The sequence below is a fragment of the Polaribacter sp. R2A056_3_33 genome, assembly GCF_019278485.1.
GTDB lineage: Bacteria > Bacteroidota > Bacteroidia > Flavobacteriales > Flavobacteriaceae > Polaribacter.
On the sequence record NZ_CP058984.1, the window covers coordinates 3,262,045 to 3,285,118 of the forward strand.

The following is a 23,074-nucleotide window of genomic DNA, read 5'->3' on the forward strand; positions in this document are numbered from 1 at the left end:
TGCAACTCAAAAGAGCTTACTTATTTTCTAGCATTTCCCAATACTCAACAGCTCTTCTTAAATGCGGAATTACAATAGTACCACCAACCAAGGTAGCAATAGACATTGTTTCCATCATTTCTTCTTTAGTAACTCCATTTTTCATAGCAGCTTCTAAATGATATTGTACACAATCATCACATCGTAAAACAGCAGAAGCAACTAAACCTAAAAGCTCTTTTGTTTTAACAGGTAAATGACCTTCTTTAAAGGTATTTGTGTCTAAATTGAATATTCTTTTTATTACTTTATTATCAGAATCTAAAATTTTATCGTTCATTTTCTGACGATAGTCATTAAACTCCTGTACCTTTTCGTGCATTTTTATTTTGTTTTTTTATTACTATTTTAGAAACTCTAATACTTACCTCATATAAAATAAGGATTGGAATGGCCACAATTACTTGACTAGCAACATCTGGTGGCGTAATAATAGCTGCTAAAATTAATACAACTACTAAAGCATGTTTTCTGTATTTTCTTAAAAACTCTGGTGTTACTAAACCAATTTTAGTTAAAAAGTAAACTAAAACGGGTAGTTCAAATAAAATTGAAACACCTAATAACATATTGGTGACTAGCCCTATATGAGAGTCCATTGTAAAGTTATTCTGAATTAAATCTGTAATTTGATAATTATACAAAAAGTGTATAGAAATAGGTGCAATTACATAAAAGCTAAATGCGATACCACAGAAAAATAAAAAAGAAGCTATAAAAATAAATCCTCTAGACTTATTTACTTCTTTTTTTGTTAATCCAGGTGCCACAAAACGCCAAATTTCCCATAATAGATAAGGGAACGCCAAAATAATACCCAATATAAATGAAGACCAAATAGAATTCATTAATTGTTGGGTGGGCTTTAAACTTATTAAGTTGTCTTTAAAAACAACATTACAAAAGCTACTATCCAACTTAAAAAAAGTGAAAAAATCACAAAATAGTTGATAGGTTATAAAATCGGATTTTCTGTGTGCTAATAAGAAGTTTTCATACACTTCTTTTTGAAACACAAATAATACAATTGCTATGATAAATATTGCGGCAGCACTTCTTACCAAGTGCCATCTTAATTCCTCTAAATGACCTAAAAAGGACATTTCTTTTTGTTGCTCTGCCATTAAAAAATACCTTCTTTAATTAAATCATGTAAATGTACAACACCAACATATTTGTTTTTATGGTCTACAACTAACATTTGTGTAATGCTATTTTTTTCCATTAGAGTTAATGCATCTACCGCCATTGCATCTTCTAAAATAGTTTTTGGGTTTTTACCCATTATATCTTTTGCTGTAATTTGAGAAATTTGTGTAGATTTAGAAAGCATTCTTCTAATATCTCCATCGGTAATAATCCCTGTTAATTTTTCTTTATTTAAAACAGCAGTAACCCCTAATCTTTTTTCAGAAATCTCTACAATAACTTTTGCAATACTATCTGTTTCGTTAACAGTAGGAACTTGGTTTTTTTCTACCAAATCAGCTACTCTTAAATACAAACGCTTACCTAAAGCGCCTCCAGGATGGTATTTTGCAAAATCTTTACTTGTAAAACCGCGTAAATCTAGTAAACAAACAGCCAGTGCATCACCCAAAACTAATTGTGCAGTGGTACTTGTTGTTGGTGCTAAATTATTTGGGCACGCTTCTTTTTCTACATAAGCATTTAATGTAAAGTCTGCATGTTCGCCTAAATAGGAGTCTACATTTCCTGTAATTGCTACTATTTTATTCCCATAATTTTTTATCAATGGAACTAAAACTTTAATTTCTGGAGTATTACCACTTTTAGAGAGACAAATAACAACATCGTCTTGTTGTACATTTCCTAAATCTCCATGAATAGCGTCTGCAGCATGCATAAAAATAGCAGGTGTTCCTGTAGAATTAAATGTAGCAACTATTTTAGCAGCAATGTTTGCGCTTTTACCAATTCCGGTTACAATAACCCTTCCATTAGAATTTAAAATAAAATTAACGGCCTCTTCAAAGTCCGCATCAATTAATTTTGCTAAATTAGCAATAGCATTACTTTCTGTTAAAATAGTTTCTCTGGCAGTATTTATAATTGTGTTTGTCTTTTTCAAATGTTTGGTGTTTTATCAGAATAAAAAAAAGTTATATCTTTAGATTAAGAAACAAGCAAATTTACTATAAATAATAATTAGAGCAAATATAATAGTATGTTTGTGAGTTGATTTTAAAGTTAAAATAATATTTAATAAAAATGGATTTATATACCCCTCTAAAAAAGTTCTTTGGATTTAATAAATTTAAAGGTTTACAAGAGCAAGTAATTAAAAGTATTGTTGAGAATAACAACACTTTTGTAATAATGCCAACAGGTGGAGGAAAGTCTCTTTGTTATCAGTTACCTGCATTAATGACAGAAGGAACTGCTATCGTAGTTTCTCCATTAATTGCTTTAATGAAAAATCAAGTAGATGCAATTAGAGGTATTTCTGAACACAATGGTGTGGCACATGTTTTAAATTCATCTTTAAATAAGACTGAAATCGCTCAAGTTAAAGAAGATATTGCTAACGGAATTACAAAACTTTTGTATGTAGCGCCAGAATCTTTAATAAAAGAAGAGTATGTTGCTTTTTTAAGAACTCAAAAGATTTCTTTTGTAGCGATTGATGAAGCACATTGTATTTCTGAATGGGGTCATGATTTTAGACCTGAATATAGAAATCTAAAACATATCATTAAAGCAATAGATAATGTACCTGTTATTTGTTTAACGGCAACTGCAACAGAAAAAGTACAAGAAGATATTTTAAAAACTTTAGGAATTCCGGAAGCGAATAGATTTAAAGCGTCATTTAATAGACCTAATTTATTTTATGAAGTAAGACCAAAAACAAAGGAAGTAGAAAAAGATATTATTCGCTTTGTGAAACAAAGAATGGGTAAATCTGGAATTATCTACTGCTTAAGCAGGAAAAAAGTTGAAGAAGTTGCTCAGATTTTACAGGTAAACGGAATTAAAGCTGTTCCGTATCATGCAGGTTTAGATGCTAAAACAAGAGTAAAGCATCAAGACATGTTTTTAATGGAAGATTGTGATGTGGTTGTTGCAACGATTGCATTTGGTATGGGAATTGACAAGCCAGATGTTCGTTTTGTAATTCATCATGATATTCCTAAAAGTTTAGAAAGTTATTATCAAGAAACTGGTAGAGCGGGGCGTGATGACGGAGAAGGGTATTGTTTAGCGTTCTATGCTTATAAAGATATAGAGAAGTTAGAGAAATTTATGGCTAGCAAGCCTGTTGCAGAGCAAGAAATTGGGCATGCATTATTGCAAGAAGTGGTTGGTTATGCAGAAACCTCTATGAACAGACGTAAATATTTGTTGCATTATTTTGGCGAAGAATTTGACGTTGAAAATGGTGAGGGAGCAGATATGGATGACAATTCTAGAAATCCGAAGAAAAAACACGAAGCAAAAGAAGACGTTAAACTCTTATTAAATGTTGTTAAAAAGACCTTGCAAAAATATAAATCTAAAGAGATTGTAAATACAATTGTAGGAAAAGAAAATGCTTTATTAACATCTCATAAAACACATTTACAACCATTTTTTGGAAGTGGTAAAGATAAATCTGCACTTTATTGGATGGCACTTATCAGACAGATTTTGGTGGTTAATTTAATAAAGAAAGAAATAGAACAATATGGTGTTGTTAAATTAACTGAAAAAGGAGATGCTTTTATAAAGAATCCTACTTCATTTATGATGACAGAAGACCATTCTTATAGTGAAGAAGATGATAACTCTATTATTACAAATGCCAAATCTTCAGGTGGTGTTGCTGATGATAAGTTAGTAAAACTATTAAAAGATTTACGTAAAAGTGTAGCAACAAAACAAGGAGTGCCTCCATTTGCTGTTTTTCAAGACCCATCATTAGATGATATGGCTTTAAAATACCCAATTAACTTAGCGGAACTTTCTACAGTTCATGGAGTAGGAGAAGGTAAAGCAAGAAAATTTGGAAAGGATTTTGTGAAATTAATTGCTTCTTATGTAGAAGAAAATGAAATTCTAAGACCAGATGATTTAATAGTAAAAAGTACGGGGACAAACTCTGGCTTAAAGCTTTTTATTATTCAGAATACGGATAAAAAATTGCCTTTGGAAGATATTGCAAAGTCTAAAGGACTTGAAATGGGAGAATTAATTAAGGCTATGGAAGGAATTATTTTTTCTGGAACGAAGCTGAATATTGATTATGCTTTAGATGATTTGCTAGATGAAGATCAACAAGAAGAAATTCATGATTATTTTATGGAAGCAGATTCTGATAATATACAAGAGTCTTTAGATGAGTTTGATGGTGATTATGATGAAGAGGAATTAAGGTTAATGAGAATTAAATTTATAAACGAAGTCGCTAATTAATACAGGTTCTTATAGAGAATAAAAAAAATATTAGTAGAATATTTATTACAATACAAAAAAGCACCTAGAAATAGGTGCTTTTTTGTATTGTAAAAGAAGTAAAATTCTATAAAGTAAAAATAGTAAGTAATACCCCTAAAATAATGGCAATAAATTTTTTTAAATTAAATTTATGATTTTCAGAGCCTTCAAAAAGAATAATGGTAGAAATATGAAGAAAAACACCAATAATTATAGCTGTTATTTCTTTTGCATAGGTTGTAAAAAATGGAATTTTATCTCCTAATAATAATCCAAGAGGACTCATCAATGCAAAAACAATCAAGAAAATAAACGTTATTTTTTTAGAATATTTTGTCTGAATTAAAAAGGTTGTTAAAACAAATGCAATTGGTATTTTATGCACTATAATTGCCCATAATAAATTATCTCCTGCATGATGAATAGGTAAACCTTCGGAAAATGCGTGTAAAGACAAACTTATAAATAACAAGGTTGGAAACTCTTTACCATCAGAATGAATATGAATATGTCCGTGTTCTGCTCCCTTAGAAAAAGATTCTAATATAGACTGAATAATAATTCCGATTAATATAAAAATTCCTATTTTTTTATATTCTGTAGTTTCAGCATATACTCCTGGTAGTAAATGCAGAATAGTAACAGATAATAAATAAGCGCCACTAAAAGCTAATAATAGACGAACAGCTTTTTTACTTGGTTTTATTATATAGACCAGTAAAGAACCAATAAAAACTGCTGTTAATAATAAGACATAACTCATTTTGCAATAATAATTAATCGATCAGAATTTTTTGATTCAAACGTATCTAAGTTGTAATTTCCAAAAACGCTTGTAATTGTAAATCCTACTTTTTCTAAAAATGTGGTCATTTTAATAAGATCTAAGTCTTTAACTTGTTCTGTATAAGAGTGGTTTTTTCCATCAGCAAAAAAAGAAATATGCTTTAAGATAAAACCATCTTTAATTTCTCTTTCTATATGAAAGGTGATATTGTCTACAGTTTTTGTTTCTTTCTTAACCAAATTCAGTTTTACTTTTTCGGCATTTAAAAAGTCAAATACAAAAACTCCGTCTTTATTCAAGCTATTTTTAATATTCTCTAGAATTAAAATATCCTCTTTATCGTCTTTAAAATAACCGAAACTTGTAAATAAGTTAAAAATAGCATCATAAGTATGATGAAAAGGTTTGCGCATGTCATGCACATTAAATTTTAACGTATCATTTTCAAATTCTTTTGCAGCACTAATACTGTTTTCTGCCAAATCACCACCCGTAACAGTATAGCCTAAAGAGTTTAAAAAGACAGAATGACGCCCTTTACCACATGGTAAATCTAAAATATGCGTTGTTTTTGGCAAGTTTAAAAAAGAAGTAATATTCTTCATAAACAATTGCGCTTCATTGTCATTTCGTTCCTTATAAAGTGTGTGATAGTAAGAGGTGTTAAACCAATCTGTAAACCAATCTTTTGTTTTCATTTTTATAAAATTTGCAATAACCAGCGAATTACTTTCATTGCTATTGGCCATTCTTAGCCTTGTGCCATTATAGACATTTCAGTCTGTAAAAGTAACCAAATCTTACGTTCTGTAAAATGAATTTCTTAATTAGTATAAAAGCTATTTATAAATAGTATTTTTGCAGTCAATTTTATGAGCATGAACAAAGATTTTAAAATGACAGCAACAACACTTTTCGGATTAGAAGGTGTTTTGGCAAAAGAGTTAAGAGACCTAGGAGCACAAGATGTTAATGAGGGAGTTAGAATGGTTTCTTTTAGAGGAGATACAGGTTTTATGTACAAAGCAAATATTGCTTTAAGAACCGCTGTAAGAATTTTAAAACCGATTAAAGTTTGTAAAATCTACGATGAAGAAGATTTATATGAAGCAATTCAGAAAATTAAATGGGAAAACTATTTAGAAACTGAAGGGACTTTTGCAATAGGAGCAGTAGTAAATTCTAAGAACTTTACGTCTAACTCACATTATATCTCTTTAAAATCTAAAGATGCAATTGCAGATTATTTTAGACATAAATATAGTAAAAGACCTAATGTAGATTTAGATTATCCAGATTTAAAAATTCACATTCACATTCAAAAAGACTGGTTAACCGTTTCTTTAGACTCATCTGGAGATTCTTTACATAAAAGAGGGTATAGAACAGCGACTAATATTGCGCCAATAAACGAAGTTTTGGCTGCAGGTATGGTATTATTATCTGGTTATACGGGTGAGGAAAACTTTATAGACCCAATGTGTGGTTCTGGTACGATTTTAATTGAAGCTGCTATGATTGCCAATAATATTCCGGCAAACATTAACAGAAAATTATTCGCTTTTGAGAATTGGAAAGATTACGATGAGGATTTATATTTTACAATTCAAGAATCCTTATTAAAGAAAATACGTTCTTCTCATTTTAAAATAATGGGGTTTGATAAAGCTCCTTCTGCGGTACAAAAAGCACAAGACAATGTTGCAAATGCTAATTTAGATGATTTTATTGGTGTGCATCATGTAAACTTTTTTAACTCAACAAAAGAAGTTTTTGGAAACACTACTATTTTGTTTAATCCACCTTATGGTGAGCGTTTAAACATTGATACAGAAGAATTTTATAAAAAAATAGGAGATACACTTAAAAATAATTATCCAGGTTCTACAGCTTGGTTAATTACATCGGATACTGATGCTTTAAAATGTGTTGGTTTAAGAACCTCTAAAAGAATAGCTCTTAAAAACGGAGATTTAAACTGTAAGTTTGTAAAGTACGATTTGTACGAAGGAACGCGTAAGTTTAAAGAACGTAAAGAAGATACGGATACAGAAGAAGAAACAAATGATTAAGTCATTGCGAGGAAAGAAGCAATCTGTTAATTATTAAGAAATGAGTTCTTTTAACGATTGAGGAATCTTTATTAGAAGCTATTTCCTGCTTTCCGTTTTATCTTTTTGTGAAAAACAAAAAGGATGTCACTTCAATCAGGGCTAGACTAGTTTGTAAACCTCTAGTGAGTATTAAATTATTCCTTACTAAAATATAAACAACACCTTACAAAAACTGAATAGCACTCAGCTCTGGTAAGGTGTTTTTTTTGATTTAGCTAACGTTGTTGTATATGGTTTGTTGCGTGTTTCAAGCAACTAATTTAGTAAATAATTACAGACCAAGAAAGTCCGCTAGGACTTTTGTAAGTAGGTAAAAAACTAGCAATAAGTTATATACGGGGTTGTGCTTAGTGTTTTAGTTCAGAAGCCAATTAATACAGTCTGAAATTTCTTGATGGTCATTCGGTAAAGCGAGAACTATTCCGTTTGTCTCTATGTTATTTTTTAAAGCAGCCCAAACTTGCTCGTTTTTCCCTTGAATGTTAAGATGCTTTTCAATTGCTCCTTTTGTCCAAATCCATATTCCATTAGAGGTTAGTTTTGCTTTTAAATTTTGAATATTGACTTGTATTGAAGGACTCTGTGCAAGTAATGCAAAAGCTTCTTCAGCTGTCATTGAACTATTCCTTTTAGTTGGCCAGCCATTATTTAAGTTTATTCCATTGGTGGTAGCTAAATTTGCCATTTCAGTTTGACAAGCTAAAATATCGGTGTCATTTGCTTCTAGAAAACCATCGTCAATAGCTTGTTTAAAAGCATAATCCAAATCTACAATTGCTTTACAAGGTAAATCCATCATATCTAATACGAGTTTTGATTTTTTAGTATTACCTGAACCACCTTGTTGGACTAATGCACATTTATTTACTCCTAAAGAGTTTCCTGATATTTTTTCAATTAAGAAAGGCATTAATCTGTTTTCAGTTTTTCCTTCTGTTAATATCACTCTTTCTGAAAACAATATATTACTAGAATTACTAAGCGCAAACATTAATGTTAATTGATGTTGTGCGTTTTGTTCAACTTGTGGGATTGCTGATTTTAAAGAATTTCTTTTATGTGTACCTAGCGTTGTATTTTTACGAACAAGAATAGTATTTGCAATATCTTTTTCTGTAATTATAAAGGGTGAGTGAGTTGTAAATATTATTTGATAACCTTGATTAGCTAATGTTTTTAAAGATTTTCTTAATATTTCAATAGCTTGAGGATGTAAATATAGTTCTGGTTCATCAATTAATAACAATGTTGTTGTTGTTTGTTGTTGAGAAGCCGTTTTTAAATCTGCAAGGTGACGTATTAATGTCATTTGTATAGAACGTTGTGCTCCGTGACCTAATGCTGACACATCTGTTCCGTTTAAACTTTGATTTTCATAAACCTTAATTGTTCCCTTAGAGAATACTTCTTTGAGTTCAGGTGTAGGAACGTGTACTTTAATATTAATATCTGGAAAAAATGAATCTAATTTCTGATTTACTTCTGTGTCAAAATCAGATAATTCGGTTGCTCTGTTACTTCCATCTGCATCAAGAACATCTTTTAAACCATCCAACACAGTTTTCAGTTTAGCTCCATATTGTTGTTCTATTGGTCCAATAATTTCCGATAATAATTTACCAATTGTAGTACTAGACTTTGATTTACTAACATCTTCTTCTGAATTCTCCATAGCTCCAATATGTATAGGCTCAGGAAATAAGTCTTTAATGGCATTATCAATTCCTGTTGGGTTATTTTGCCATTGCCCATCTGTTGTATTAAGAACTTCAAGTCGGATTTGAGCAGCTGTAGCATTTGGTACTAATTGAGTTCTTCTTATAGTTAGTGATTCTGAATTTAAAAACGGTTCTATTCGTTGTCGGTGATTATCATTTAGGTTATCGAGAATAGCTTGACTGATTCCTTCAATTTTAGCGGTCATAATAACTGAATTATTTGGGTCATTAAAATCAGTTATTTTTAACGAGCTTTTACGTAAAACCCATTTTATTGCTTCTAGAATATTCGATTTTCCTGCATTGTTATATCCAACTAATGGTGTGTATTCAGAAAGTTCAAATTCAATCGTTTTTATTGATTTAAAATTCTCGATTTTTACTGTAGTTAATTTATGGCTCATTGGTTGGTTTTATATTATGCACAACGTTAACACTGATATGACACCGTTTTAATGAATTACATCAGTAGATAGCTAAGTTAGCTTTTTTGTGACAAAAGTAAAGAGTAATACTACCTGTTTTTCAACCAAAAAAAATCCAAAACAATTAAGTTTTGGATTTTTAAAAATGATGGAAAAGGATTGCCCTTTATTTTTTGCCTTTCTTTTGCTGCGCTTGTTGTTCTTGCGCTTGTTTCATAGCATCGTCTATTTTTTGACGGAATTTACTCTTCTTCTTTTCCGGCTTCTTTTTGTTTTCTTCTATTTGAGCGTGTATCTTATCTTCATCAATTACGTAGTTTTTAATTACTAACATAATTGCAATAGTTAACAAGTTAGAAATAAAGTAATACAAACTTAAAGAACTTGCATAGTTGTTAAAGAAAAACAACATCATAATAGGAGAGAAGTAAATCATGTACTTCATCATTTTCCCCATATCTGGCATTCCTTCTTGCGTAGGTGGTTGCATATTTGCTTGCTGACTTTGGTTCATTTTCATATAAAAGAAAATTGCTACAGAAGCTAATATTGGAAACAAACTTACGTGATCTCCATAAAATGGTATCTTAATAGGTAATTGATAAATCATATCGTAAGAAGATAAATCATTTGCCCATAAAAAGTTTTCTTGTCTTAATGCTAAGTTTGTAGGAAAAAACTTAAATAAAGCAAAGAATACTGGCATTTGCAATATTGCAGGTATACAACCAGACAACATACTAACTCCAGCTTTACGCTGAATAGCCATGGTTTCTTGCTGACGTTTCATTGCATTTTCTTTCCCTGGATATTTATCATTTAAAGCTGTTAACTCAGGTCTAATTACCTTCATTTTAGCACTTGATAAATAAGATTTATATACTAACGGAGACATGATGATTCTAACAACAATTGTCATTAAAATAATAATTAATCCGTAATTAGATAAAAATCCTTTTAAGAAATTAAATACAGGGTAAAATACAGTTCTGTTTAAGAAACCAAAAATTCCCCAACCTAAATCTGCTGTATGATCTAAATCTGTACCTTCAAAAGTTTTTAATAAGTTATAATCACTTGGTCCGTAAAACCATTTCATGTTATAATTTAACTCACCACTAGCTAATTCTAACGGAGTTTTTAACTCATATCGTTTTGTGAATACTGTATCTAATTCTTCATTTTTAATAAGATCTGTAGAAGTTACAGTACTATTATTAAAAGGAGTATCAGTTAATAAAATAGACGTAAAGAAGTGTTGTTTATAAGAAATCCAATCTACATCATTTAAAATTTCTGTTTTACCAGCATTCAAATAATCTACATCATCTTCTGTTTTATAGTACAGATGAGAATACATGGTGTTTTCTGTCTTTACACTCTTTTCATGTGCATAACCATCTAAAGACCAATCTAAATTAATTGGGTTAGAAGAGTTAATTACAGTACTTAAACCTTGAGAACGAACAGCAAAATTAACCATGTAATTTTTTGGTTTCATCTCATATCTATATTCTAGAAATTGAGTGTCTGAAACTTTTAATTTCATAGAAAGAACAGTCGTTTCTCCATTTTTAGAAACTGTAGGTTCAAAGAATAAGTCTTTAGTGTTTAAAATTCTATTGTCTGTAGTACCAAAATTGATGTTAAAAGACGCGTTTTTGTCTTTTATCATATATAAAGGTAAAGAATCATGAGTTTTATAATTCTTAATTTCAGCCTCTATGATTTGTCCACCTTTATTACTAACGGTTAATTTAACCAAGTCGTTTTCTAAAACAGAAGTACCGTTAGTACCTTTTATTGCACTTTGCGCAAAAGCACCAAGTTTAGTTGTGTAGGCAATTTGTTTTAAAGAATCGTTTTCAAAAACAGGTGTGTTTTCAGTAAAAGTATTCGATGTGTTGTTTTTAGAGTCTACAATTTGTTCTGTATTCGTAGAAGGATCCGTAGTTTCATCTGGTTTGGTAGAGTTAATCCAGTATAATAAAATACCTCCTAATAATAACATTCCTATAAAAGAATTGATATCGAATTTTTTTTGTTCCATGTGTTATTTTAAAATGTCAATTTGTCATTAAACCAAAAATGTCTTTTGATTAAAAAGCGACAAATGTAGTTAAAAAGCAGCTTTATATAATTTTTGCTACTTTATTTTTGATACTAACTATGTAGTTCAAATAGTATTCCTAATTTTTATAATGTCACTTTAAGAGCAGTCGAAATATTTAAGTTTCGACTGCTCTTAATTAAAATCTTTTTTATTTTTGAGACTGTTTTAAGGCAGCTTTAATAAAATCTACAAATAAAGGATGTGGTTTTAAAACGGTACTTTTATATTCTGGATGGTATTGTACACCAACAAACCAAGGGTGTGTAGGTACTTCTACAACTTCTACCAATCCTGTTTTTGGGTTGAATCCTGTTGCTTTCATTCCTGCAGCTTCAATTTGTTCTAAATATGCGTTGTTAAACTCAAAACGGTGTCTGTGACGTTCACTAATCAATTCAGATTTATAAGCTTTGTATATTTTAGAATCTTTTTTCAGTTCACAATCCCAAGCACCTAAACGCATGGTTCCACCTTTTTCGGTAACATCTTTCTGACTTTCCATTAAATTAATAACAGGGTCTTTAGTGCTTTTGTTCATTTCTGTAGAACTTGCGTTCTCTAAACCTAAAACGTTTCTAGCAAACTCTATTACTGCCATTTGCATTCCTAAACAAATTCCGAAGAAAGGAATATTATTTTCTCTTGCATATCTTACAGCTCTAATTTTACCTTCAATACCTCTATCACCAAAACCAGGAGCTACTAAAATACCATTAACACCTGCTAATTTTTTCTCTGCATTTTTAGGTGTTAAACTTTCTGAATGTACCCAACGTACTTTTACTTTAGTTTCATGAGTAGAACCTGCATGAATAAAAGCTTCTGTAATAGATTTATAAGAATCTTGCAACTCAATATATTTACCAATTAAGGCAATTTCTACTTCGTGCTTTGGGTTTTTGTGTTTCTCTAAAAAGTTGTTCCAAACTTTTAATTCTGGTTCTCCTTTAGAAGAAAGCTTTAATTTATTTAAAACAACGGTATCTAAACCTTGTGCTAACATTAAATTAGGAACATCATATATAGTCTCTGCATCTATAGACTGTATTACGTCTTCTTGCTTCACATTACAAAATAAAGCTAATTTACGTTTAATGTCGTCAGAAATTTCATGTTCTGTTCTACACACTAAAATATCTGGGCTTACACCACTTTGCATTAACATTTTTACAGAGTGTTGCGTAGGTTTTGTCTTTAATTCACCTGCTGCAGCTAAAAAAGGAATTAATGTTAAATGAATAACAATGGCATTATCTTCTCCTTTTTCCCAAAGCATTTGTCTTACAGACTCTACATAAGGTAAAGATTCAATATCACCAACAGTTCCACCAATTTCTGTAATTACAATATCATAATCACCGGTTTCTCCTAAAATCTGGATTCTACGTTTAATTTCGTCTGTAATATGAGGAATAACTTGTACCGTTTTTCCTAGAAATTCTCCTTTACGCTCTTTATTAATTACAGATTGATAAATTTTACCTGTAGTTACGTTATTAGATTGACTTGTAGGTATGTTTAAAAAACGCTCATAATGACCTAGATCTAAATCTGTTTCTGCTCCATCATCTGTAACATAACATTCTCCATGCTCGTACGGATTTAAAGTTCCTGGGTCTATATTAATATAAGGGTCTAATTTTTGGATAGTTACAGAAAATCCTCTTTGCTGTAATAATTTTGCTAATGATGCAGCAATAATTCCTTTTCCAAGGGATGATGTTACGCCTCCTGTTACAAAAACATATTTAGTATTACTCATGGTATTCTTAGGTTTGCGCAAAAGTACTAACTCTAAAAATTCTGTCAAATAAAAAAGGTGAAAAGATTTACAAAACTTGTACTTTTGTCTCGTTAAAAAATATTTCATTTTTTTTTAAAATAGTGTTTGTCATAAATAAAAACAGTTGTATATTTGCCAACGCTTTAAAAGAGTAGAATTTAAAGCAATAACATAATAATAGAAGACATTTAAAAATACAGATAATGCCAAAAAGAACTTACCAACCGTCAAAGAGAAAGAGAAGAAATAAACATGGTTTCATGGAAAGAATGGCTTCTGCTAATGGTAGAAAGGTGTTAGCTCGTAGAAGAGCTAAAGGAAGAAAGAAAATTTCTGTTTCTACTGAAACTAGACATAAAAAATAAATGATTAACATTTGTTAATATATAAGGTGTTACTTTTTTAAGTAATGCCTTTTTTTATACCCAAGCACTAACTATTTTTGTAAAACAACATAACACAACAACTTACAATGCCAAAAAGAAAAGACCTCAAATCAGTTTTAATTATTGGATCTGGACCAATTGTTATTGGACAAGCTTGTGAATTTGATTATTCTGGTTCACAATCTTTACGTTCTTTAAGAGAAGATGGAATAGAAACAGTTCTAATCAACTCAAACCCTGCAACAATTATGACAGACCCATCTATGGCTGATCATATTTACTTGTTGCCTTTAACAACCAAGTCTATCATTCAAATTTTAAAAGAGCATCCACAAATTGATGCTGTTTTACCAACAATGGGTGGGCAAACTGCATTAAACCTTTGTATTGAAGCAGATGATAAAGGAATTTGGGAAGACTTTAATGTAAAATTAATTGGTGTAGATATCGATGCCATTAATATTACTGAAGATAGAGAGCAATTTAGAGAGTTAATGTTAAAGATTGATGTGCCAATGGCGCCTCAAGCAACAGCTACTTCATTTTTAAAAGGAAAAGAAATTGCACAAGAATTTGGTTTTCCTTTAGTTATTCGTTCTTCTTATACCTTGGGTGGGGCAGGAGCTTCTATTGTTTATAAAGCAGAAGATTTTGACCAACTATTAAGTTTCGGTTTAGAAGCATCTCCTATACATGAGGTGATGATTGACAAAGCAATGATGGGCTGGAAAGAATACGAATTAGAATTATTACGTGATAAAAACGATAATGTTGTTATTATCTGTTCTATCGAAAATATGGATCCTATGGGAATTCATACTGGAGATTCTATTACAGTAGCACCTGCAATGACACTTTCTGATAAAACATATCAGAAAATGCGAGACATGTCTATAAAAATGATGCGTTCTATTGGAGATTTTGAAGGTGGTTGTAACGTACAGTTTGCAGTTTCGCCAGACGAAAAAGAAGATATTATAGCTATTGAAATTAATCCTCGTGTTTCTCGTTCATCCGCTTTAGCGTCTAAAGCAACAGGGTATCCTATTGCAAAAGTAGCTACAAAATTAGCGATTGGGTATACATTAGATGAGTTAGAAAACGGAATTACAAAATCTACATCGGCTTTATTTGAGCCAACTTTAGATTATGTAATTGTAAAAATACCTCGTTGGAATTTTGATAAATTCGAAGGTTCAGACAGAACTTTAGGTTTACAAATGAAATCTGTTGGAGAGGTAATGGGAATTGGACGTTCGTTCCAAGAAGCACTACACAAAGCAACACAGTCTTTAGAGATTAAAAGAAACGGTTTAGGTGCAGACGGAAAAGGATATACAGACTATAACCAAATTATAGAAAAATTAACCAATGCAAGTTGGGACCGTGTTTTTGCAATTTATGATGCAATTGCAATGGGAATTCCATTAACTCAGATTTACGATATCACAAAAATAGACATGTGGTATTTAAAACAATATGAAGAGTTATTTCAACTTCAAAAAGAAATTTCTACCTACAAAATTGATACTTTAGGAAGAGATTTATTATTAGAAGCAAAACAAAAAGGATACGGAGATAGACAAATAGCACACATGTTGGGCTGTTTAGAAAGTGAAGTATATACAAAAAGAGAAGAATTAAAAGTACAACGTGTTTTTAAATTAGTTGATACTTGTGCTGCAGAGTTTAAAGCAAAGACTCCTTACTACTATTCAACTTTCGAAAATGAAATTGAAACAGCAGACGGAGAAATTATCATTGCAAACGAAAGTATTGTAACTGATAAAAAGAAAATCATCGTTTTAGGATCTGGACCAAATAGAATTGGACAAGGAATTGAGTTTGATTATTGTTGTGTGCATGGTGTTTTAGCAGCTGCAGAATGTGGTTACGAAACCATTATGATCAACTGTAATCCAGAAACGGTTTCTACAGATTTTGATACTGCTGATAAATTATATTTCGAACCTGTTTTTTGGGAACATATTTATGATATTATTCGTCATGAAAAACCAGAAGGGGTTATTGTACAATTAGGAGGACAAACCGCTTTAAAATTAGCTGAAAAGTTAACGAAATACGGAATTAAAATTATTGGTACTTCTTTTGAAGCATTAGATTTAGCTGAAGATAGAGGGCTTTTTTCTGAATTGTTAAAAAAGAATAGCATTCCTTATCCTGAGTTTGGTATCGCAGAAACTGCGGATGAAGCTTTGGCTTTAGCAGATGAATTAGATTTCCCTATTTTAGTAAGACCTTCTTATGTATTAGGAGGGCAAGGGATGAAAATTGTGATCAACAAAGAAGAGCTTGTAAAGCATGTTGTTGATTTATTAGGAAGAATGCCAGGTAATAAATTACTGTTAGATCATTATTTAGATGGAGCGATAGAAGCAGAAGCAGATGCAATTTGTGATGCTGATGGTAATGTGTATATTATAGGAATAATGGAACATATAGAGCCTTGTGGAATTCATTCTGGAGATTCTAATGCTACTTTACCTGTATTTAATTTAGGAGATTTAGTTTTACAACAAATTAAAGATCATACACGTACTATTGCAACAGAATTAAAAACGGTAGGATTGATTAATGTTCAGTTTGCTGTTAAAAATGATATTGTTTATATAATTGAAGCAAACCCAAGAGCATCTAGAACAGTACCTTTTATTGCAAAAGCATACAAAGAACCGTATGTAAATTATGCAACTAAAGTAATGTTGGGTCATAATAAAGTAACTGATTTTAATTTTAACCCTCAATTAGAAGGGTATGCAATTAAGCAACCTGTATTTTCTTTTAACAAGTTCCCGAACGTTGATAAGAAACTAGGACCAGAAATGAAGTCTACTGGTGAGAGTATTTTATTTATTGATAGTTTAAGAGACGATCAGTTTTATGATTTGTACGCAAGACGTAAAATGTATTTGAATAAGTAATTAGAAATTATTAGAACATAAAAAAGCATCCAAATTTTGGATGCTTTTTGTTTTTATAATAAACCACTTATTTTAATAGCAATATAAAAGATTAGTTCTAAAAGTTAAGAGAATTATCTATTAGTTTAAGGTTATCTCTTCTAATTTAAAAGAATAGAAAATTCATCTTTTAAAACAGAAAGCCAATCGCTTAACCTTTCTTCGGTTAATTCCGATTGATTGTCTTCATCAATAGCTAATCCATAAAAGAAATCATCATTGTATAATGCTTTAGATTGTTCAAAATCATAGCCATTAGTGGACCAATAACCTGTTATTTTTCCATTATTCTCTAAAATAACTTTTGCTAACATTCCAACGCCATCAATAAAATATTCTCCATAACCATATTGGTCTCCCAAACCATAAAGAGCAACTGTTTTACCTGTAAAATCTATTGTTTTAAATTCATCATAATAAGACTCCCAATCGCTTTGTAAGTCTCCGTCATACCAAGTTGAAAGGCCAAGAATTAGGATGTCGAATTTATTAAAATCTTCTTTTTTTACTTGAGAAACTTCTATAACGTCTATGTTGCATAAATTCCAATTATCTATAATAGAACTTGTAATTTCTTCGGTCATTCCAGTGTCTGAACCGTAAATTAAGCCAATGTCTTTTATTTTTTCCATAGATACAAGTTTCTTACAAGGAAAATACTAGCTAGAGAAACTAGCGCAAGCATAAAAATTTCAGAAATATTATCACTTTCAAAAATTAGTGCTTCAATAAAATGATAAATATTATATATTCCAGCAATAATAGCCCAAATAAAAGAAGTCCATTTAAACCATTTTTTTGAAACCTCTATGGTTAATAAACCAAAAAGTAGACAAAGACCTTCGAATAAAATTCTGTAAATATGATGATTAAAAGGAGTTTCTCCTGTTGCACCTTCAATAATTAAAGTTTCGTTATAATAGATATTAAAAAGACCATAAATGTGATGAACAATCCAACCGATTGCTAAAAATATCCAAAGGATTATAATTTTTGTTCTCATAGGAATCTCGTTTTTATTTAGTAAATCTTTATCTGTAATTTCTGTTTTGTTAGTATTGGATAGTTTATTCTTTTCTTCTGATAATAATTTTTTTCGATTCTTATAGTCAATAGGATGTTTTGTAAATGCACTTTGTTCTTTCACTTTAGGTTTTATTTTTAAGTAAAACAGTAATGAAATTGAAGCAATAATAATCCAAAGCACATCAATTGTTAAAATATCAAATTGGTTTTTTGCAAAGGTTTTCCATAACCAATTCTCAGAGATAATTCCGTTTGTAATTGGTACTAAAAATCCGAATATAGCACCTAAAAGAAGGCTTACTTTATTGGTGTAATAATTATCTCTTTTAAATCTAAAAAATAGAATAAATAAAAGCCATGTAATAAAGTAAAACCAATAAATAGCAGCTTGATTATCGTTAAAGTAACCTATACATGTTTTAACAAACAAAAAAGATAAGGCTGTAACCGGCAACATAGATAAGCATATTGCTAAATAAATATGACCAACTTTAGCTGTATATAATCGTTGTTTTAAAGTGATGCTTTTTTTGTTTCTGGCCTCTACGTAAATTAAAACTCCAGTAATTATTACAAAACAAGTAATTAAAGAAAGTAGAAAATAGATGATTTTAATGGGGGTTCCGCCAAAATCAGCAAAATGTAAACGTCCTAAAACCCTCTGAAAATCTTCTATGTAATTAATTTTATTAGGATTTTTTATAGATTCAACAACACCTGTATATGGATTGTAAATAATTCGTCCAATACCTATAAAACGTTCGCTATCTTTTAGGTCTCCAATAAGAATATACTTCATGTTAGTACCTCCATAGTTTCTTACAAAACCTCTGGTTAAATGAAAATGATCCCATTCTTTTACTGCTTTTTCTGCAAATTGGTTAAAACTAGGAATGTTTTTATCTGATTTAGTAACCCATTCGTAAATTTTTCGATCAGGTCTTACATCTTCCATTAATTTAGCTTGATCTCCATTATATAAAAAGTTAGCAGGTATTAAGACCAATAAACTTAAGCAAAAGTAAGCTCCAGTTACGGCAAACATAAATTGAAAAGGTAAGCCAATTACACCTAATGCTGTGTGAGCATCTGTCCAAACTCGTTTTAATGCAGCTTTAGGATTAAAAGAATAGAAGTTTGATATTATTTTTTTCCAATGAACAATAACTCCCGTTACAATAGCAAACAAGAAAAATAGAGAAACAAAACCAGCTAAGTAAATACCTATATATGGAAATTGAGCAAGAAAATGTAATCGATATAAAAATTCTCCTAAGCTATAATGTTCTTCATAATTTTTTGCCTCACTTGTATTGATGTTAACAGAAAAGTAATTTGTTTTTTTTGTTTCTTCCGTGGCTAAAGAGTCTCTATTTTTACCTAGAGAAACATAAATATGGTCGTCTTTTTCTCCGAAATTTAATTGCAAATCTCTTCCTGTTAATTGATGATCTTCATCTAAAGATTTAAAAATTTTATCGAAATCAATATCTTGTCTTTCTGTATGAGTTATTGAGTTTCCATTTTCCCAAATAGCAATTTCTTCTTTAAATAGAGAAAAAGCACCTGCAAAAAAAATAACAAATAAGGCAAAACTAATAACAATACCACTTACAGTATGTGTATTAAAAAAAACGTTGTAATTTTTATTACTCATTATATAAAAGGATTGTTTTTAGATGCTAAATAATAAACACTAAAAAGAATTAGAATTGTTAAAAGGTAAAGTAACCATGCTTTCCATCCGTTTTTAAATAAAAAAGGGACAATTAAAAGTATGCACCAAACAATAAATATGGTTATGGTAGATGTTATTAAAACTTCTTTTGGATTTGGAAGTAATAATGACAAACACATATGAAAAAGTGCGGCAATTAAATAGCCTCCTATAATACCAGCAGAAATTTTTGCAAATTGTTGCCAAGGAGATTTGTTTAAGTATTTAGTATTTGCAGGCATATTTATGTTATTAATTCTAAAACGAGTAGTATTAAAAATAAAATGATTAAATGTTTATAGTTGACGATCTTTAAAGGATAAATAATAACGATAGTACTTAAAAAAGAGATGAATGAGATTAACCAAAAAATAATTCCAGAGGTAAAACCAAAGATTAAAATTATAGATAGTAAACTAACTATTAAAAACAGTAAGGCTATAGCTTTTGAATAATTTTTATTTACTTGAATCCAGGTTTCTATTGCTGAATTATATAGCAATAGTGCTTTTTTAGAAGTGTTATAAAAAACTAAACTTGCTAATAAAATTAATAATAAACTAATTGTAATCATTTTAATCATTTAAAAATAAACAACTCTAAACCATTAGATTTAGAGCTGTTTAAAAATCAACTCAAATAAATATTAAAACTTGTATTGTATCGTTCCTAAAAATGCTCTAGGTGCTTGTGCGTTAACAGTGCTCCAACCTTTATAATAGGTTTCATCTGTAATGTTATTTACTTTTAATCCGATTCTAATTTTATATGTATTATAGTATATTGTTGAATTGAATACTGTATAACTTGGTAATGTAAAGGTACCTGTCACTGCATTATTTGCTGTTATGTGTTCTGAAGTACCATTAAAACCTGCTCCAAAACCTAAATTCTGTAAAAATTTATTATCAGAATTTACTAATCTATAGTCTGCCCAAAAGTTATAAGTAGCATCCGGTCCGGCAGATTCTGGTCTTCTGTCTTGTAATTCATCGTATTGTAATCCGGTTGTTTCGCTATACGCATCCGTTATTTTACTGTCGTTATAAGAATATGAAGCGCGTAAATTTAAACCAGCTAAAGGATTTGTGTTCACTTCTAACTCAATACCTTCACTTTGTGATTCATTAAGAATTAAACTTTCTGGAAATAAAACTGAATTAGGATCTGATCCTACAAAATCTTCTACTGTAATATTGTAATAACTTGCGCCAACATTTAACTTTCCTTTAAAAAAGTTTGTTTTAATACCACCTTCAAACTGAATGGCTTTTGTTGGTTTAAAAGTGTCTACAGTTCCATCAGAATTTACAGAAGGATCGTTATTTACAAAGCCTGTTTGGTAATTGGTAAATAAAGTCAATTTATTAGGGATTGCTTGGTATAGAATCCCTGCATTTGGAGAAAACGTTGTTTTAGTATAATCATCTAAAAGATCATCATCATTACCATCTTGGTCAAAATGATCTAAACGAAGTCCTAGATTAACCGTTAAGTTATCAGTAATATTAACTACATTAGAGGCATATAAAGCAAAAGTTTGAGAACTTGTACTAATGTGGTTTGCTGTTAGTGGATCAAAAATTGCATCTAAATCAGATTTAGTAGTCTTATAAGTTGCATTTGGGGTAAAGGAAGTTGCTACTACTTCTCCGTTTGAAGAAAAGAAACCATCAAAATAAGGAAAACTAGCTAATTGAGCAGCAAAAGCATCACCAGCTCCTGGAATTGCATAGTTAAAAGTATTCACTATGTTTGGGAATTGTGAGTTTTGGGCTAATGTAGGATTTCCATTTTTATTTCTTGAATTAGTATTTCTGTAAACATAATCTAAGCCTAAAATTAATCGATTACGAACCTCTCCAATTTTAAAATCACCTATAAAATTTTGTTGAATATTTGTTTTTACTGCATCCGCATCTCTTTTGTCATACAAACGAGCAAATACATCATCTTGTAATAGAATGGCAGATTCTCCAAGAATTAAATCTAAATCATTTTGTACATAAGCAGCAGCATCCCCTAATAAATTAGGAATAGTAAAAAAAGCAGCACTTGCGCCGTCAATTAAATATTGATAGTATCCTTTAGCTTCAGAGTAAGTTGATGCAAATACGGTTTGAGAAGTCCAATTATCTGAAATTTTGTAATCAGCAATAGCACGTGTGTTAAAAATATGGCTAGTTAAAGTGATGTCATTAGAAGTAAAAGATTTATTTGGATCTATGCCTAATTGTTCAATATTATTAGAAACCAAAGGCAACCCTCTTCTTAAAAATAACATAGAAGGATTCGTTTGTTCTGTATTAGAATATTCGATACCTACAGATATGTTTAAACGATTATTTACAGTGTAAGATAGAGAAGGAGCAACAAAAAATGTGTTTCTAAACCCTGCATCCTGAAAACTATCTTGTGTTAAGTAAGAGGTATTAATTCTAAAAAATAAATCGTCATTGTTGCCTAAAGGAGTATTTACATCCGCAGATACACGATTCATTCCAAAAGATCCTCCTGTATAAGAAACGCTTCCTCCAAAACCTTTATAAGGTTTTTTTGTTACCACATTTATTAAACCTCCAAAAGAAGAAACTGTGCTACCAAACAATGTTGCAGATGGTCCTTTTATAACTTCGATCCTTTCTATATATGATGGATCTACAGCACTAAATGTAAAGCCTGGCATACCATCAACTAATGAAGGTTGTACAGAAAACCCTCTGGTAGAAAAATAAGCAGTACCTTCTCCTGGAGCACGTCCTGTAGATTCCCAAAGTTTTGTAATACCGGTAGCATTTGTCATTGCATCATCAAAATTGGTTACAATTTGAGATTCTAATAACTCGTTTGTAATTGTACTGTATACTATAGGGTTTTCTAAATCTTTTAAAGGTAATTTAGAAACATAAGCGGTTTTTTTACGAGAAAATTTATTATTTCTACTTTTTAATACAATCTCACTTAAAAGCTCATTACCTTCAAACAGTACAATTTCTCCTAAGTTTGTTTTATCGTTGATTACAATTACTTTCGTTTTAAAACCAAGGTATGAAAGCACTAAGGTTTGATTTTTTTGAGTATTTTTAATTTCAAAATTACCTTTAAAATCGGTTTCAGAACCTTTTTTTGTACCTTTAATAGTTACACTTACTCCTGCAAGAGGTGTTTTTTTATTGTCTAAAACTGTACCTTTTATAGTATTCTGTTGCGCTACAGCTGCGGTTAATGTTAGTACTAATATAAAAAAAGTTACTATTTTTTTTATTACCATTTTTAAATAAAAATTAAATTATAAATTATTTCACAAATGTATTTTAACTAAATTTAACATCAAAATTTATTTAGATTAAATTTAAATAAGGTTAATTTTGTTTTTAAATTATATTTATGTTTCTGTATTTTAGTACTTTATTTGTGTGTGTTTATCTGAATTGTATTTGAGTTTTAAAATTAACTGTTTTTTAAAACGATTTCAACTGGAAATCGTAACACATGTTTTCTGTGTTTATATAGAAATACAAGTGTTGACTTAAAGTTTTACTTAAATT

Annotated in this window: 17 protein-coding genes; 4 read left to right on the forward strand and 13 right to left on the reverse strand. The window is 30.2% G+C overall.

Annotated features, from left to right (window positions below; genetic code table 11):
- Positions 1-16: 16 nt before the first annotated feature.
- The 3 genes from H0I29_RS13745 to H0I29_RS13755 are packed head-to-tail and all read right to left on the reverse strand — an operon-like array spanning position 17 to position 2,131.
- Positions 17-361, reverse strand: coding sequence for a carboxymuconolactone decarboxylase family protein (locus H0I29_RS13745; protein ID WP_068448397.1), 345 nt, complete (start codon positions 359-361; stop codon positions 17-19).
- Positions 336-1,163, reverse strand: coding sequence for a twin-arginine translocase subunit TatC (tatC, locus tag H0I29_RS13750; protein ID WP_218752809.1), 828 nt, complete (start codon positions 1,161-1,163; stop codon positions 336-338). Before tatC ends, H0I29_RS13745 begins: the two co-directional genes overlap by 26 nt.
- Complete coding sequence (locus H0I29_RS13755; protein WP_218752810.1) at positions 1,163-2,131, reverse strand: SIS domain-containing protein; 969 nt, start codon at positions 2,129-2,131, stop codon at positions 1,163-1,165. Before H0I29_RS13755 ends, tatC begins: the two co-directional genes overlap by 1 nt.
- A 140-nt stretch (positions 2,132-2,271) precedes the next feature.
- Here H0I29_RS13755 and H0I29_RS13760 point away from each other — a divergent pair, with 140 nt between their 5' ends.
- Positions 2,272-4,455 carry an ATP-dependent DNA helicase RecQ gene (locus H0I29_RS13760; RefSeq protein WP_218733288.1) on the forward strand — a complete coding sequence of 728 codons (2,184 nt, stop codon included), beginning with the start codon at positions 2,272-2,274 and terminating at the stop codon, positions 4,453-4,455.
- Positions 4,456-4,561: 106 nt separating this feature from the next.
- Here H0I29_RS13760 and H0I29_RS13765 read toward each other — a convergent pair whose 3' ends face one another.
- Positions 4,562-5,239 carry a ZIP family metal transporter gene (locus H0I29_RS13765; protein ID WP_218733290.1) on the reverse strand — a complete coding sequence of 226 codons (678 nt, stop codon included), beginning with the start codon at positions 5,237-5,239 and terminating at the stop codon, positions 4,562-4,564.
- Positions 5,236-5,961 carry a class I SAM-dependent methyltransferase gene (locus H0I29_RS13770; RefSeq protein WP_218752811.1) on the reverse strand — a complete coding sequence of 242 codons (726 nt, stop codon included), beginning with the start codon at positions 5,959-5,961 and terminating at the stop codon, positions 5,236-5,238. Before H0I29_RS13770 ends, H0I29_RS13765 begins: the two co-directional genes overlap by 4 nt.
- Positions 5,962-6,141: 180 nt before the next feature.
- Between H0I29_RS13770 and H0I29_RS13775 the strand changes: the two genes are divergently transcribed.
- Entirely contained in the window at positions 6,142-7,335 is a 1,194-nt protein-coding gene (locus H0I29_RS13775) for a class I SAM-dependent RNA methyltransferase (protein WP_218752812.1), read from the forward strand.
- Between the two features lie 397 nt (positions 7,336-7,732).
- Here the strand turns inward: H0I29_RS13775 and H0I29_RS13780 are convergent, their stop codons facing one another.
- The 3 genes from H0I29_RS13780 to H0I29_RS13790 form a co-directional block, all read right to left on the reverse strand.
- Complete coding sequence (locus H0I29_RS13780; RefSeq protein ID WP_218752813.1) at positions 7,733-9,499, reverse strand: ATP-dependent endonuclease; 1,767 nt, start codon at positions 9,497-9,499, stop codon at positions 7,733-7,735.
- A gap of 187 nt (positions 9,500-9,686) precedes the next feature.
- On the reverse strand, positions 9,687-11,570 hold the full coding sequence (gene yidC / locus H0I29_RS13785; protein WP_218752814.1) for a membrane protein insertase YidC: 1,884 nt from the start codon (positions 11,568-11,570) through the stop codon (positions 9,687-9,689).
- Between the two features lie 211 nt (positions 11,571-11,781).
- Positions 11,782-13,395, reverse strand: coding sequence for a CTP synthase (locus H0I29_RS13790; RefSeq protein ID WP_218733300.1), 1,614 nt, complete (start codon positions 13,393-13,395; stop codon positions 11,782-11,784).
- A 224-nt stretch (positions 13,396-13,619) separates the two neighbouring features.
- Here H0I29_RS13790 and rpmH point away from each other — a divergent pair, with 224 nt between their 5' ends.
- Entirely contained in the window at positions 13,620-13,781 is a 162-nt protein-coding gene (rpmH, locus tag H0I29_RS13795; protein WP_036820926.1) for a 50S ribosomal protein L34, read from the forward strand.
- Positions 13,782-13,888: 107 nt separating this feature from the next.
- Positions 13,889-16,744 carry a carbamoyl-phosphate synthase large subunit gene (gene carB, locus H0I29_RS13800; RefSeq protein ID WP_218733302.1) on the forward strand — a complete coding sequence of 952 codons (2,856 nt, stop codon included), beginning with the start codon at positions 13,889-13,891 and terminating at the stop codon, positions 16,742-16,744.
- Positions 16,745-16,884: 140 nt separating this feature from the next.
- Here carB and H0I29_RS13805 read toward each other — a convergent pair whose 3' ends face one another.
- From H0I29_RS13805 to H0I29_RS13825, 5 genes are all read right to left on the reverse strand, one after another.
- Positions 16,885-17,415 carry a flavodoxin gene (locus H0I29_RS13805; protein WP_254712633.1) on the reverse strand — a complete coding sequence of 177 codons (531 nt, stop codon included), beginning with the start codon at positions 17,413-17,415 and terminating at the stop codon, positions 16,885-16,887.
- Positions 17,403-19,466, reverse strand: coding sequence for a PepSY domain-containing protein (locus H0I29_RS13810; protein WP_218752815.1), 2,064 nt, complete (start codon positions 19,464-19,466; stop codon positions 17,403-17,405). Before H0I29_RS13810 ends, H0I29_RS13805 begins: the two co-directional genes overlap by 13 nt.
- Positions 19,466-19,768: a hypothetical protein gene (locus tag H0I29_RS13815; protein WP_218733305.1), complete on the reverse strand. Its 303-nt coding sequence runs from the start codon at positions 19,766-19,768 to the stop codon at positions 19,466-19,468. Before H0I29_RS13815 ends, H0I29_RS13810 begins: the two co-directional genes overlap by 1 nt.
- Positions 19,769-19,770: 2 nt before the next feature.
- Positions 19,771-20,100: a hypothetical protein gene (locus tag H0I29_RS13820; RefSeq protein ID WP_218752817.1), complete on the reverse strand. Its 330-nt coding sequence runs from the start codon at positions 20,098-20,100 to the stop codon at positions 19,771-19,773.
- A 72-nt stretch (positions 20,101-20,172) separates the two neighbouring features.
- A complete protein-coding gene (locus H0I29_RS13825; protein WP_218752818.1) occupies positions 20,173-22,797 on the reverse strand; it encodes a TonB-dependent receptor in 2,625 nt (874 codons plus the stop codon).
- Positions 22,798-23,074: the final 277 nt, after the last annotated feature.